The organism is Collinsella sp. AF05-9 (assembly GCF_003465595.1).
GTDB lineage: Bacteria > Actinomycetota > Coriobacteriia > Coriobacteriales > Coriobacteriaceae > Collinsella.
Map to the genome: position 1 here is coordinate 1 of NZ_QSBB01000041.1, position 14,238 is coordinate 14,238.

Sequence of the window (14,238 nt, forward strand, 5' to 3'; positions counted from 1 at the left end):
TCTTTTTAGTGCCCTCGGATTGGGTCATAGTGTCTGTCGTTGCCAAAACATCGACGTTGTGGCAGATGCCAACGACTATTCCCTTTAAGTTGCGGTGGAATAGGGACTAAATGGGAGCCTCAGAGGTCAAAAGAGTCCTTATTCCACCGCAACTTCATGGGGGTGTGTGACAATGCCCGTCGGAAAACATCTGCTGTCTTTGGGGGTCTATCTATGCTGTACGAGTTTTGTGCCGAGAACTTTGAGCGTGTGCCGGCGGCTATCGATGCCGGTGCTAAGCGCATCGAGTTGTGCGACAACCTTGCCGTCGGTGGTACCACGCCCTCGGCCGGCGTTATCAGCACTACGGTCAGCTATGCTCACGAGCATGACGCGCGAGTGATGTGCATGATTCGCCCGCGTGGCGGTGACTTTCACTACAACCAGGACGAGCTGCGCATGATGGAGATGGACTTGGGTCTTGCCGTGAGCGCCGGCGTTGACGGCCTGGTCTTTGGCTGCTGCAAGCCCTGTGCCGGCGGCTGGGCGCTCGACGAGCTCACCCTTGGCGCCCTCGTGATGGCTGCGGGCTGCGCGACCGAGGAGTGCAAGCGCGATCCTATCGACATCACTTTCCACATGGCGTTTGACCAGCTCTCGCCCGAGGCTCAGCTGGACGCCATTGACACGCTCGCCGACTGCGGCGTCACGCGCATTCTGACGCACGGTGGCGCTGCCAGTACGCCGATCGAGGGCAACTTCGAAAACCTGGTCCGCTTGATCGAGTACGCGGGCGACCGCCTGACCATCCTTCCCGGTGGCGGCATTTCCATGGCCAACCGCGATACCGCGGCGGCGGCACTGGGCGTCTCCGAGCTCCATGGCACCAAGATCGTGCCGCTGGAGGTATAGCCCGTGGCGCTGGTATTCGATGTTCAGCAGGCGAACGGTAAGCCCGACGACAACCGTCGTCCCGGCACCGCGTGCCCCTTTTGCGATACCGAGGAACTCGCCAATATCATCCGGCGCGACGGTGACTGCATCTGGCTCGAGAATAAGTTCAAGACCCTGCGCGCCACCCGTCAAACCGTGCTGATCGAGTCGGCCGATCACGATGCCGACCTGGTGACCTATGCACCGGACGAGCTGCATCATGTTATGCGGTTTGCTCTGGATTGCTGGCAGCGGATGATTGACTCCCGACAGTATCGCAGCGTTCTCATGTACAAGAACAAGGGCCCACTTTCGGGCGGTAGTCTCGTTCATCCGCACATGCAGATTGTGGGTTTGGAGCAGGAAGACGGCTACACTTCGCTGACTTCTGCCAATTTCGAAGGCATCAATGTCTGGCAACAGGGGAGAATCGCGGTCAACATCTCAACCGAACCGATCATGGGGTTCTTTGAGATCAACGTTTCAGCCCCGCAGGGAATCGCCGCCAGCGATGACACGAGAGACCAAGCCGAGGCGGATCTCTTCGCCGACGCAATCCAGGTAGCTCTGCGCTATATCCTGAACGAGCACCATGGCGGTCGTGCAGAGTCGTACAACCTGTTCTTCTATCACATGAGCGGCCGGACCATTGCCAAGGCGCTGCCGCGTTGGGTGGTTTCGCCCTACTTTGTCGGCTATCGTTTGGCCCAAGTCAATGCCGAGACGACGCTCGATATCGATGCTGAGCGTCTGCGTGCGCATCTGGAAACGCTCGTATAGCAAGACTAACACCCACGTAATGCGGACAGCCTAGCGCGCCATGGCATCGCGGCCAGCCTCGACTCGCTTGCGCTGGGCGGCGCGCTCCTCGCCGGTCAGGCGCTCAAAGAGGTGTCCGATAATTGAGGCCAACACCTGCTGAAACAGCGTGCCGCACATGACGGGGAATACCACTTCGCCGGGAAAATACTGCGTGGCGATGACGGCACCCGAAGAGATGTTGCGCATGCCGCAGGTAAAGCACATGGTGGTCGTCTCGCTATACGGCAGGTGCAGGGCACGGGCGATCAGGACGCCGGTGATAAAGCCGCTGATGGCGAACACCAGGATAAAGAGCGCGACTTCCAAGCGCTCAACATTCATGTGTAGCACGTACTCGCTCATAGCGGTGGAGTTGGACGCGATGACGCCCATCATCATGAACTTGCAGGCGGGCGAGAGCGCGGGAGAGAGTTTCTCGTGGCCCCAGCCGCGCGTGAGTTCATTGATGACAATACCGAGCACAGCGGGGATGGCGATCATAAAGGCCATGTTCTGCATCATGCTCGGCACGTCGATCGAGACGGTGGCGCCCAGCAGGAGCTTGAGCGTAAGCGGAATCGTCACAGGTGAGATGACCGAGGACGTCAGGATGATGGTGAGCGCGAGCGGGCCGTTGCCGCCGAACATGCTGATCCACATAAAAGCGGTGACGGCCACGGGCACGCTGTATTCGAGCACGATGCCGCAGACAAGGTTGGGGTTGGAGCCAAAGAATAACGATCCCATGGCATAGGCTGCGATAGGGATAAGCACCGCCGAGACGAGTAACGCCAAGACCAGGTGCAGCGGACGGCGGAACACCTCGGTTACCTGGTGAAAGGTGTTGCTGAGCGCACCCTGAAACGTCATAAAGGCAAACAGGGTGGGAACGATGGGCTTGAGTACGCCAATCTGTTGGGGAAAGAGCACGCCGAGCGCCACGCAAATCGGAACGATGACCTGCATGTGCCCCGCGAGAAACTTGCCCAGTCCAACCCATTGCTTCATATGCGCTTGTGACTCCCTTTGCCCGTGAATCCGTTTTGAATGGATATGCTAGACGCTCGCATGCGTCCGTGCGTCAGAAACGCTCGAATATTTCGAGGCTATTACCGGCATCGTTTACCGAAACCGCGGCGTGCTGCGGCGATTTGCGTCTGCTCTGCACGGTATAATAAATCCGTTCAACAGATCTGCCTGCCGAAGCGGGCATACACAGAGGACTCATCGCTATGAACCGTGAGAGGTATCGCGGCGACCTGCCCCTATCGGGGGTGGGCGCCTATGTCATCGCTTAAGACGACGCATCGCTGGGCGGTCGCTCGGCAAAACCCCGGGCTCGAAAAGGAGCTTTCGGCTGGCCTGGGCATACCCGGGCTGGTGGCACGCATTATGGTTGCGCACGGCATTACATCCATCGAGGAAGGCCAACTGTTTTTGACGCCTTCGCTCGATCGCGACTGGGCGGATCCGCTCGTTATTCCGGGCATGGCGGTCGTCGCCGACCGTGTTGAGCGTGCTATTCGCAGCCACGAGCGCATCGCCGTCTTTGGCGATTTTGACGTCGACGGCATTACGTCGACTTGTCTGTTGACCGAGGCGCTACGTTCGTTTGGCGCCAACGTCACGCCGTTTATCCCGCATCGCTTTGACGAGGGCTACGGCCTGTCGCGTGCGGCGCTCGACCGCGTCAACGAGCTCGCCCAACCCAACCTGATCGTGACCGTCGATAACGGTATTGCTGCCAAGGAAGAAGTCTCCTATCTGGAGAGCCTGGGGATCGATTTGGTGGTCACGGACCATCACGAGCCCTCCGACCAGGTGCCGCAGGGCGTGCCCCTGACCGACCCCAAGCTCGAGGACGAGGGCCCCTCGCGCGAGCTTGCCGGTGCCGGCGTGGCACTCAAGCTGGTGCAGGTCCTGGGCGAGCGTTTGGGCAAGCCGTCGTATTGGCGTTCGCTGATCGAGGTCGCGGCGCTGGGCACCGTGTCCGACATGATGCCGCTCACGCCCGAGAATCGCGCACTGGTCGCCGAGGGCATCCAGCAGATGCGCGTGACGGCCCGTCCCGGCTATATCGCGCTTGCCGCACTTGCCAAGGCCGACCTTTCTACCATTACGGCCGACGGCCTGTCGTTTTCGCTCATCCCTCGTCTGAATGCTGCCGGTCGCATGGCTGATCCCAAGCTGGCGCTCGACCTGCTGCTTGCCCGCGATCCTATCGAGGCAAGTGCACTGGCAGCCGAGCTCGAGGAAATCAATCGCCAACGCCGCGAGATCGAGGCCGAGCTTACGCGCGATGCCATGGCGAAGGTCGAGGAGACTTATGACGGCGGGCGCGCAATCGTCGTGGGCGGCGAGGGCTGGCACGAGGGCGTCAAGGGCATCGTAGCGAGCCGTCTAACCAACCGTTATCACGTGCCGGCGCTGCTGTTCTCGATCGAGGACGGCGTTGCACGCGGATCGGGTCGCTCGGTGGGCAAGGTCAACCTGTTCGATGCCGTCGAGCGTTGCTCCGACCTGCTGATTCGCCGCGGCGGGCATGCCGGTGCGGTGGGTGTAACCATCGAGGCATCCAAGCTCGATGAGTTCCGCCGCCGCCTTTCCGCCGTGCTATCGGAGCTTCCCGCCGAGGACTTTGAAGACACCGACGAGGTCGCCGCCACCGTCGACCTTTCCGAGCTGAATATTGAGACCATCGAGCAGATCTCCCGTCTTGAGCCGTTTGGCCAGGGCAACAAGGTGCCGCTGCTGGCTGCCGAGGGCGTAACGATGTGCGACCGCGCCGTGGTGGGCAAAACCGGCGAGCACATGCGCTTTGTGGCGACCGATGGCGCCGCGAGTGTGCCGGCCATTATGTTCCGCGTGCCGCAAATCGATAAGCTCATCAACTGCGATAGCGCTGTCGACTTGGTGTTCGAGGCCGTTGCCGAGCATTGGCAGGGGCGTGTGAAGCCCAAGCTCATGATCAAGGATGTTCTGGTCCGCGATACCACGCTGCCCAGCGTCGACGATCCGGCATGCGAGCTTCGTCGTGGCGTGCAGCCGGCGGATTCCGGCCTGCGCCTGGAGTCGCGTAAGCGCGAGACGCTCGCCCAGCTTTCCTATACCGAGCTCACGCGCTCGCTTATCCATAGCTTTATCGGATCGAACCAGCCGCACCGCGCACAGGTTGAGGCACTCGATGCCTTGGCTGACCACCAGAGCGTCTTGGCCGTTATGGGAACGGGCCGCGGCAAGTCTCTCATCTTCCATGTACATGCTGCGCGCGAGGCTGTCCTTCGCGGACGTGCGAGCATCTTTGTCTATCCGCTGCGCGCGCTCGTTGCCGACCAGGCCTATCATCTCTCGTCGACGATGGCAGCGCTTGGCATTGGCGTTGGCGTGCTGACCGGCGAGACCGTGGAAGCCGCACGCGATGACGTGTTCGCCGGCCTGGCTTCGGGCCGCACCGGCATCGTGCTCACGACGCCCGAGTTCCTGTCTATTCACCGCGACCGCTTCGCGCGTTCGGGCCGTATCGGCTTTGTCGTTATCGATGAGGCGCACCACGCCGGCCTTGCCAAGGGCGGCGACCGCAGCGCCTATCTCGACATGCCCGATATCCTCAAAGCCCTGGGCGACCCGGTCGTTCTGGCCACGACGGCCACCGCGACGGCTCCGGTCGTGGCCGAGCTTGCCCGCATGCTGCCGATCACTCGCACGGTGGTCGACGAGACGGTGCGCGAGAACCTGCAGCTCGAGGACGACCGCGACCTTGCGAGCCGCGAGAACCGTTTGGTGTCGATCGTGGCGACGGGGGAGAAGACCGTCATCTACGTTAATTCGCGCGACCAGTCCGTGGCGCTCGCCAAGACGTTGCGCAAGCGTGTGCCCGATTGCGCAACCCATATCGCGTTCTATAACGCGGGTCTTGCGCGCCCCGATCGCCGCCGCGTGGAGGAAGCATTCCGAGACGGCAGCCTCAGTTGCATCGTCTCGACTTCGGCCTTTGGCGAGGGCGTCAACCTTCCCGATATTCGCCATGTCGTGCTCTATCACATGCCGTTTGGCGCGATTGAGTTTAACCAGATGAGTGGCCGCGCCGGTCGCGATGGACAGCCCGCCGTGATTCACCTGCTCTATTCGTCGCGCGACGCCCGCATTAACGAGCGCCTACTCGACTGCTATGCGCCCGAGCGCGACGAGCTCGTCACGCTCTATCGCGCGCTGCAAACCATGTGGCGCTCCAACCGCGGCAAGACCGGGGACGATTCCTTTAGCGCGAGCGATATCGACATCGCGCAGATGTGCCTTGCCATCGATGCTCGCACGCCGGTCGACGAGCGCTCGGTGGAAAGTGGCCTGGGAATCTTCGAAGAGCTTGGCTTCTGTCGCGTTTCGGGGTTTGACGACACCCGTCGCATCGCGATGGCCGAAAACCCCGGCCGTGTGCAATTGAGCAGGTCAATTCGCTATTTGGAGGGCTTGCGCTCGCGCATGGAGTTCTCGGCTTTCCGGAGCTGGGCGCTCGATTCGTGCGCTTCTGATATGCTAGCCAAAGTTAACCGCCCGATCGTACCGCGGGCCTAGGGGAAGGGGACCTCGATGGATGCCGCAGCCCGTACCGCCCATGATTCCGCCCTCCAGCCGTTCTCGGAGATGGAGCACTATAAGCATGCCGATGAGCTGCCGCCCGAGATTATGGCGGACAGCTACGACAAGCTGGAGCGCCTGTGCCTCAAATATATGAATGAGGACGACTTTTCTAAGGTGGAGCAGGCCTATTGTTTTGCTGCCGAGAAGCACTGCAACCAAAAGCGCCGCTCGGGTGAGATGTACATCAACCATCCCGTCGAGGTAGCCATCATTTTGGCCGATCTCAAGATGGACTGCGATGTGGTGTGCGCCGCGCTGCTGCACGATACCGTCGAGGATACCGAGACCTCGCTTGCCGATGTTTCCGGCCTGTTTGGCGATACGGTGGCCGAGCTCGTCGATGGCGTGACCAAGCTCACCAACATCGAAGTCGACAGCATGGACGAGAAACAGGCGCTCACGCTGCGCAAGATGTTTCTCGCCATGTCCAAGGACATCCGCGTCATCATCGTTAAGCTTGCCGACCGTCTGCACAACATGCGCACCCTTGCGGCCCTGCGTGAGGACCGTCGCCTGTTTAAGGCGCGCGAGACCATGGACGTGTATGCGCCCCTGGCCGACCGTCTGGGCATGAGCTCCATTAAATGGGAACTCGAGGATCTGTCCTTCTTCTACCTTGAACCCGACGCCTACCAGCGCATCGCACGCATGGTGGCGGAGTCGCGCGAGGTCCGTGAGCGCTATCTGGCCGAGACCATCAAGACGCTCACCGACGAGCTCAACCGCATTGGCCTGGAGGACTTTCAGATCAACGGCCGTTCCAAGCACTATTGGTCCATCTACCAAAAGATGAAGCGCAAGGGCAAGGAATTTTCCGAGATCTACGACCTGGTGGCACTGCGCGTCATCACGCATTCGGTGCGCGATTGCTATTCCACGCTCGGTGCGGTGCATACGCTGTGGCACCCCATGCCCGGGCGCTTTAAAGACTATATCGCCATGCCCAAGGTCAATAACTACCAGTCGCTCCACACGACGGTTATCGGCCCCACGGCTCGTCCGCTCGAGATTCAGATTCGTACCTACGAGATGCACGAGCAGGCCGAGTACGGTATTGCCGCCCACTGGCTCTATAAGAAGTCGGGCGGATCGTCCGCGTCTAAGACCAATGATGCCCAGCGCTTGGACGACCAGATTAACTGGCTCAAACATTCGCTCGATTGGGCTGCGTCTGATGAGATCACCGACGCCAAGGAATACCTGCATTCGCTGAAGGTCGACCTCTTCGATCAGGAGATTTTCGTCTTTACGCCCAAGGGCGAGGTCATGGCGCTTCGTGCCGGCTCCACGCCGCTCGACTTTGCCTACGCCGTTCACACCGAGGTGGGAAACCACTGCGTCGGCGCTAAGATCAACGGTGCGGTGGCCCCGCTCACGCACGAGATCAAGACGGGCGACCGTGTCGAGATTCTGACCAACAAGAGTTCCAAGCCGTCGCGTGATTGGCTCAAGATCGTTAAGACACCTTCCGCCAAGTCAAAGATCCGTCGTTACTTCGCCGCCGCGACCAAGGACGACGACGCTGCCGCCGGCCGCGATATACTGGCTAAGGACCTGCGCAAGCGCGGATATGGCATCTCTACGCCACGATCCACGCGTGCGCTCAACGCCGTGGCGGAGCAGTTTAACTATAAGCAGCTCGAGGACCTGTTTGCCGCCGTTGGTGCGGGCAAAGTCGCCCCACGTGCCGTTGGCAATAAGGTCGAGCAAATCTTGGACCCCAAACCCGAGGAACAGCTCACCAAGGCCGAGGCTATCGCCGAGGTCGTCAAGCAGCCTGCCCGCGGCTCCAACCGCAAGCCGCAAAAGCGCGGCAAGAGCGCCAGCAACGGCATTATCGTCAAGGGCGAGAGCAACAGCGGCCTGCTGGTCCGTCTGGCCCATTGCTGCAACCCCGTGACGGGCGACGACATCGTCGGCTTCATCACGCGCGGTCGTGGCGTTTCGGTGCATCGCGCCAACTGCCCCAACGTCAAGGGTCTTATGGTGCATCCCGAGCGCATGATCGATGTGGAATGGGACGGCGCTGCCGACACCCTCTTCCAGGTCGAGATCGTGGTCGAGTGCCTGGACCGCATGGGCCTGCTCAAGGATGTCACCATTGCCATTGGCGATGCGGGTGGCAATATCCTTTCTGCCGCCACGTCGACCAACCGCGAGGGTATTGCAACCCTGCGCTTTATGGTCGAGATCTCGGACGCGAGTGGTCTGGATCCGCTGCTGGCCTCCATCAGCAGCGTTGACTCGGTCTACGACGCGCGCCGCCTGATGCCCGGTGAGGGTGGAGCCCAGCTTAAGCGCCGCGTTTAGTCGCGACGAACGTGTCACATTATCGATATTCGCTACACTCGAGGCATCGTTTGATGCCTCGAGTTCTATAGAGAGGAGAGGGACATGAGTGCTGTGTCCTTGGATTTAACTCCCAAGGGATCGGTCGAGATCGAGACGCTCGTAAACGGTCCCATTCAGACCAATAGCTATGCTGTTATTTCGGACAATGAGTGCGTGATTATCGATCCCGCATGGGAAGGCGAACGCCTGGTGGAGCATATTCGAGCCGAGCATCCCGGCGTACGCGTGTTTGGCGCCGTATGCACTCATGGCCATGCCGATCATGTTGGTGGTGTTGCAGGCGTGCGAACCACCGTTGGCGAGGGCTGCCAGTATGAGCTGTGTGCTAAGGATGTGGCGGTGCCGCATGCGAACATCGAGGAACAGCGAGCTATGTGGGGCATTGAGACGCCTGACCCCGGGGAGCCGACGCACCTGCTCGCCGAGGGAGATGCTATCAAGGTGGGCGATATCTACCTGCAGGTGATCGAGACGCCAGGGCATACGCCGGGCGGGATCGTCTTGTTTGCCGCCACCGAGCAGGGGAACATTGCCTTTGTGGGCGACACCATGTTTCCGGGTGGGCACGGCCGCACCGATCTTTCTGGAGGAGACGAGGCGGCGATTCTGCGCTCGCTCTCCAAGCTCGCCCGGCTTCTCCCGCCCGATACCGTTTGCCTAACCGGTCATGGCGATTCGACCACCATGGCACGCGAGCTCATGCAGAACCCTTTCATGCAGATTTAGCTTAATAGTCGGCTTTTGAAGCACGAGAAGCGTCCAAACGTCAAGCTATTTTTCCCCAACGGGTCGATTTCGTAGGGCAAACGGTCAAAAAAGTCTGTTTGGACGATATTCGTGAACAAACGAACGTTTATGCTCGGGTGCGCCGTGGTAAAATCTCAGGCGTTATCGGAGCAACCTTACAGGAGGTTTCTTTTATGCTCGTCAACGCAGCAGACATGCTCAAGAAGGCCGAGGCCGGCAAGTACGGTCTTGGTGCCTTCAACACCAACAACCTCGAGTGGACCCTGGCTATTCTCCAGGCCGCCGAGGAGGCCAAGTCTCCGCTGATCCTTCAGTGCACCGCTGGTGCCGCTAAGTGGATGGGCGGTTTCAAGGTCTGCGCCGACATGGTCAAGGCTGCCGTCGAGGCCACGGGCGTTACCGTTCCCGTCGCCCTTCACCTCGATCACGGTTCTTACGAGGACTGCTTCAAGTGCATCGAGGCCGGCTTCACGTCCATCATGTATGACGGCTCTCACGAGGAGACCTTCCAGCTTAACCTCGACCGCACCAAGGAGCTCGTTGAGCTTGCCCACTCCAAGGGCATGTCCATCGAGGCCGAGGTCGGCGGCATCGGCGGCACCGAGGACGGCGTGACCTCCAGCGGCGAGCTCGCTGATCCTGCTGAGTGCAAGCAGATCGCTGACCTGGGTGTCGACTTCCTCGCCTGCGGCATCGGCAACATCCACGGCGTGTACCCCGCCGACTGGGCTGGTCTTTCCTTCGAGCGTCTGGGCGAGATTAAGGCCCAGACCGGTGACCTGCCCCTCGTTCTGCACGGTGGCACCGGCATCCCCGAGGATCAGATCAAGAAGGCCATCTCCCTGGGCATCTCCAAGATCAACGTCAACACCGACCTGCAGCTCGTCTTCGCCAAGGGCGTCCGCGAGTACATCGAGGCTGGCAAGGATCAGCAGGGCAAGGGCTTTGACCCCCGCAAGCTCCTCAAGCCTGGTCGCGACAACATCGTTGCCCGCACCAAGGAGCTCATGGAGGAGTTTGGCTCCGTCAACAAGGCGTAAGCGTCGCTAAACTTCCCGCCGGAAGCCCCGTCCCCCTACACTGTTTCCTTTGCGCTCACCTGGCTTTGCCAGAAGTCGCGCCAAGAAAACAGCTCCGGGGGACGGGGCTTCCTTCGTTTAACGCCGCAGGGTTACGAGGCTGAATTATTTATTTGACTACCGTTCAGCGGTGTTGATGGCTCCCTTGTTGGGGCTTTCTTTTTATCTCGCTACAATGGGCTTCAAGCGTTCTAGTGACTTGGAGTTTTGGTATGGCTGTTATTAATGTGCTGCCTTCGGATGGGAAGGTTATTGACGAGGGTCCAGTTGGTTGCTCTGCTGATGTTTGCTGTGATGACTTTCGTCATCTCGATGTTGGACTGCCGCCCGAGATTCTTCGTCTTATGGATGCCGGGTATTTGACGCAGGCTGTTGCTGCCTGCGATCGCCTTTTGGAGCAGAACCCCGAGCCTTCGCTGGCTGCTTGTGTTCGTGCCGAGCGGTATCGCATGCTCGAGACGCCGCTTCATTTTTCGGTGTCGCGCGACCAGGCTATTGCGATGATTCGCGAGGAGTGGCCAGAGTTTACCGAAGAGCAGTTTGATGACCTGATTAATCGTAAGCGTATTGACTGGCGCTTTATCGATGGCGAACTGTTCGTTCTCGACAACTTCCTCGATTCGCTTCGCGTATATCCCAAAGAGGTTCCCGGCATGCGGCCTGATTCTACGGACGGAATAGCACTGCGCAACGAGATGCTCAAGGAGATGGAGTCACAAAACGGATTGGCTCGCGTCATTACGCTTAAAGCGTCCGTGTCTGTCCCCGGCGCTCTGGAAGGGGAGACCGTTCGCGCGTGGCTACCCGTTGCCGCCGCCTGTCGTCAACAGTCTCATATCGAGGTTCTCGATATGACGCCGGAGGGTGCTGTTGCCCCCGCGAATGCTTCGGCGCGTACCGCCTCGTGGTCTTCTTCGAGTGAGCGCTCATTCTCGGTGACCTATCGCTATCAAATTGATGCCGCTTATCGTGATGTCTATGGGGGTGCGCTTCCGGTGCATCCTTGCATGGACGCGCCACTGCCCGTGGACACCTCCGAGGACCGTCCGCACATTGCATTCACGCCGTATCTACAGCAGCTGACAGCCCGTGTCATTGACGGGCTCGAGGATCCGCTCGATCGCGCCCGTGCTATCTATGATTACCTGACGCAGTACATCGACTATCGCTATCAGCCGCCTTACTTGCTTTTGGGATCTATTGCCGATGACTGCGCGCATTCGCTCCGCGGCGATTGCGGCGTTATGGCGCTCACGTTTATCACCATGTGCCGTATCGCGGGCGTGCCTGCCCGTTGGCAGAGCGGCCTGTATGTTGCGCCCGATTCGGTGGGGTCGCACGACTGGGCAGAGTTCTATACGCCGCAGACCGGATGGCTCAACGCCGACGTGTCATTTGGATCTTCTGCTCGCAGGATGGGGGAGGAGTGGCGCCGCCGTCACTACTTTGGCAATCTCGACCCGTGGCGTATGGTGGCCAACAATCGATTCCAGGCAGAGTTTGAGCCCTCTTTCGACGGCATGCGCGAGGACCCTTACGATAACCAGATGGGTGAGGCTTCGGTCGACGGTCGCGGATGCCGTCGGCGCGAGATGCTCCGCACGGTCGAACTCATCGAAATGCTCGAAGTTCCATTTTCGGACTAATCGGTAGAAAGCTGTGATAAACTAACTCACGCATTGCGTGCCCGAGTGGCGGAATTGGCAGACGCAGTGGACTCAAAATCCACCGTTGGCAACAACGTGCGAGTTCGAGTCTCGCCTCGGGCACCATACATGCAAGTGAGCGTTCAAGGGAGTTGCGGCCCCCTTTTTCGTGCCGAACTCGCGTGAGCGCGCGAAGCGTTAAGCAAACAGGCCTGTGGCCTGTTTGTAGCGGAGCGTGGCGAGGGCGCCACGCGCCCGAAGCCCGGGGCTTCGCGAAGCGAAGGCCCTTCGAGTCTCGCCTCGAGCACCATACATGCAAGCGAGCGTTCAAGGGGGTCAAGGTCCCTTTTTCGTGTACGTAATGTGATAACGCGCTGTACGTGTTATTATTCGCAAGGCGTTGTTCCCGCAATGCCCTAAAGAGGAACCTGAGGGTTCCCACCTTTTGGCGCCAATGAGCAGCTGACTGGTCATACAACTTAGATTCCCTTCCTCAAATCGAGGAAGTCTATGTGTACGACCTGGTTGCTGAGAAGCGCCGGGTTATTTTTTTATGAATGGAGGTAGGGAAAATAGCTAAGTCTGATGACACCCGCATCAACGACGAGATCACTGCATCTTCGTGTCGTTTGATTGGCGTCGATGGCTCTCAGCTCGGCCTGTTCGCCATCCGCGATGCCCAGCGCGTCGCCGACGATCAGGGTCTCGACCTGGTCGAGATCGCTCCCAACGCGGAGCCGCCGGTCTGCAAGGTCATGGACTACGGTAAGTTCAAGTACCAGCAGGCCATGAAGGCCAAGGCTGCTCGTAAGAACCAGTCCAAGGTCGAGGTCAAGGAAATGAAGTTCCGACCCAAGATCGACGTTGGCGACTACGAGACCAAGAAGGGCCACGTTCTGCGTTTCCTCAAGAAGGGCGCACGCGTTAAGATCACCATCATGTTCCGCGGCCGTGAGATGGCTCACCCGGAGCAGGGCCTTAACGTTCTCGAGCGTCTCGCCGAGGATCTCAAGCCTTACGCTACGGTCGAGTCCAAGCCTAAGATGGAAGGCCGTAACATGCTTATGCTGCTCGCCCCGATTAAGGGCGCCTTCGATGAGGATAAAGCGGCAAGCGATAGCAAGTAACTAGTGTTCTGTAACCGATTAAGGAGTATTTCATGCCTAAGATGAAGTCCCACAGCGGCACCAAGAAGCGTTTCCGCAAGACTGGTACCGGCAAGCTTATGCGCGCCAAGGCTTTCAAGAGCCACATCCTGAGCAAGAAGTCCACCAAGCGTAAGCGTGGCTTCCGTCAGGAGACCGAGATCGCCGCTGCCGACCGCAAGGTCATCAAGTCGCGTCTCGCCTAAGTTCGCGTTCCCGTTTTTCGTTTTACCGTCTAGGAGTTGATAGAACATGGCACGTATTAAGCGCGCTGTTGCCGCCAAGAAGAAGCGCCGTACCGTTATGCACCGTGCGAAGGGTTACTACGGTGCCGCTTCGCGTACTTACAAGCATGCTAAAGAGCAGGTCCAGCACTCCCTGCAGTATCAGTATCGTGATCGCCGCAACAAGAAGCGCGAGATCCGTTCTCTCTGGATCACCCGTATCAACGCTGCTGCTCGCCTGAACGACATCTCTTACTCTCAGTTCATGCACGGCCTGAAGGTTGCCGGCATCGAGCTCGACCGCAAGGTCCTGGCTCAGATGGCTTACGAGGACATCGAGTCCTTCAACGAGCTGGCTGCCATTGCCAAGAAGGCTCTCGAGGCCTAATAGATTCTCTTGAATCGCTAGGGGAGTGTCGCGTTGTGCGCGGCGCTCCCTCTTTTTATCTGAAGCGCGGTTTACATTGCTAAAAGCGCGGGTAGATAGACATTTACAGGTGACCGATCTCTATATATTCCTAAACCAAAGGGTCATCATCTGATACGTGCGGAAGATCCGCACCAGTCTTTCTATTAGCTATAGAAAGCGATATGTTGTGTAGGACTTGTGAAGAGTGGAATTGACGACCCACAGGGCTTCGCGGTCTGGCAATATATCTCCTTGCCGCGCGGCCCGGTCGGACCGGATCAGCCG

Annotated in this window: 11 protein-coding genes and 1 tRNA gene; 11 read left to right on the plus strand and 1 reads right to left on the minus strand. The window is 59.3% G+C overall.

Features of this window, described 5'->3' with window-relative positions; translation table 11 throughout:
- Window positions 1-213: 213 nt before the first annotated feature.
- Window positions 214-891 (plus strand): copper homeostasis protein CutC, encoded by a 678-nt coding sequence (locus tag DWV43_RS09035; RefSeq protein WP_117818237.1) that lies wholly within the window; start codon window positions 214-216, stop codon window positions 889-891.
- Between the two features lie 3 nt (window positions 892-894).
- Window positions 895-1,692, plus strand: coding sequence for a DUF4931 domain-containing protein (locus tag DWV43_RS09040; protein ID WP_117818239.1), 798 nt, complete (start codon window positions 895-897; stop codon window positions 1,690-1,692).
- 30 nt (window positions 1,693-1,722) lie between these two features.
- Here the strand turns inward: DWV43_RS09040 and DWV43_RS09045 are convergent, their stop codons facing one another.
- Window positions 1,723-2,721: a bile acid:sodium symporter family protein gene (locus tag DWV43_RS09045; RefSeq protein ID WP_117818241.1), complete on the minus strand. Its 999-nt coding sequence runs from the start codon at window positions 2,719-2,721 to the stop codon at window positions 1,723-1,725.
- Window positions 2,722-2,997: 276 nt separating this feature from the next.
- Between DWV43_RS09045 and recJ the strand changes: the two genes are divergently transcribed.
- From recJ to rplT, 9 genes are all read left to right on the plus strand, one after another.
- Window positions 2,998-6,285, plus strand: coding sequence for a single-stranded-DNA-specific exonuclease RecJ (gene recJ / locus DWV43_RS09050; protein ID WP_117818243.1), 3,288 nt, complete (start codon window positions 2,998-3,000; stop codon window positions 6,283-6,285).
- 15 nt (window positions 6,286-6,300) lie between these two features.
- Window positions 6,301-8,661, plus strand: a complete 2,361-nt coding sequence (locus DWV43_RS09055; RefSeq protein WP_117818245.1) for a bifunctional (p)ppGpp synthetase/guanosine-3',5'-bis(diphosphate) 3'-pyrophosphohydrolase — start codon at window positions 6,301-6,303, stop codon at window positions 8,659-8,661.
- Window positions 8,662-8,745: 84 nt separating this feature from the next.
- Window positions 8,746-9,429, plus strand: coding sequence for an MBL fold metallo-hydrolase (locus DWV43_RS09060; RefSeq protein ID WP_117776097.1), 684 nt, complete (start codon window positions 8,746-8,748; stop codon window positions 9,427-9,429).
- Between the two features lie 194 nt (window positions 9,430-9,623).
- On the plus strand, window positions 9,624-10,490 hold the full coding sequence (gene fba / locus DWV43_RS09065; protein ID WP_035137086.1) for a class II fructose-1,6-bisphosphate aldolase: 867 nt from the start codon (window positions 9,624-9,626) through the stop codon (window positions 10,488-10,490).
- A 251-nt stretch (window positions 10,491-10,741) separates the two neighbouring features.
- The gene (locus DWV43_RS09070; protein WP_117778876.1) at window positions 10,742-12,175 is read left to right on the plus strand and encodes a transglutaminase-like domain-containing protein; all 1,434 of its coding nucleotides are present in this window, start codon (window positions 10,742-10,744) and stop codon (window positions 12,173-12,175) included.
- 39 nt (window positions 12,176-12,214) lie between these two features.
- Window positions 12,215-12,301 (plus strand) — tRNA-Leu (locus DWV43_RS09075).
- Window positions 12,302-12,732: 431 nt separating this feature from the next.
- On the plus strand, window positions 12,733-13,302 hold the full coding sequence (gene infC / locus DWV43_RS09080) for a translation initiation factor IF-3 (protein ID WP_089573296.1): 570 nt from the start codon (window positions 12,733-12,735) through the stop codon (window positions 13,300-13,302).
- A gap of 32 nt (window positions 13,303-13,334) precedes the next feature.
- Entirely contained in the window at window positions 13,335-13,526 is a 192-nt protein-coding gene (rpmI, locus tag DWV43_RS09085) for a 50S ribosomal protein L35 (RefSeq protein WP_006234422.1), read from the plus strand.
- 46 nt (window positions 13,527-13,572) lie between these two features.
- A complete protein-coding gene (gene rplT / locus DWV43_RS09090; RefSeq protein ID WP_022094123.1) occupies window positions 13,573-13,932 on the plus strand; it encodes a 50S ribosomal protein L20 in 360 nt (119 codons plus the stop codon).
- Window positions 13,933-14,238: the final 306 nt, after the last annotated feature.

Coding starts and splice junctions, on each gene's coding strand:
- rplT (WP_022094123.1), top strand. CDS start 13,573: ATGGCACGTATTAAGCGCGCTGTTGCCGCCAAGAAGAAGCGCCGTACC.
- DWV43_RS09035 (WP_117818237.1), top strand. CDS start 214: ATGCTGTACGAGTTTTGTGCCGAGAACTTTGAGCGTGTGCCGGCGGCT.
- infC (WP_089573296.1), top strand. CDS start 12,733: ATGGAGGTAGGGAAAATAGCTAAGTCTGATGACACCCGCATCAACGAC.
- fba (WP_035137086.1), top strand. CDS start 9,624: ATGCTCGTCAACGCAGCAGACATGCTCAAGAAGGCCGAGGCCGGCAAG.
- DWV43_RS09060 (WP_117776097.1), top strand. CDS start 8,746: ATGAGTGCTGTGTCCTTGGATTTAACTCCCAAGGGATCGGTCGAGATC.
- rpmI (WP_006234422.1), top strand. CDS start 13,335: ATGCCTAAGATGAAGTCCCACAGCGGCACCAAGAAGCGTTTCCGCAAG.
- recJ (WP_117818243.1), top strand. CDS start 2,998: ATGTCATCGCTTAAGACGACGCATCGCTGGGCGGTCGCTCGGCAAAAC.
- DWV43_RS09070 (WP_117778876.1), top strand. CDS start 10,742: ATGGCTGTTATTAATGTGCTGCCTTCGGATGGGAAGGTTATTGACGAG.
- DWV43_RS09045 (WP_117818241.1), bottom strand. CDS start 2,721: ATGAAGCAATGGGTTGGACTGGGCAAGTTTCTCGCGGGGCACATGCAG.
- DWV43_RS09055 (WP_117818245.1), top strand. CDS start 6,301: ATGGATGCCGCAGCCCGTACCGCCCATGATTCCGCCCTCCAGCCGTTC.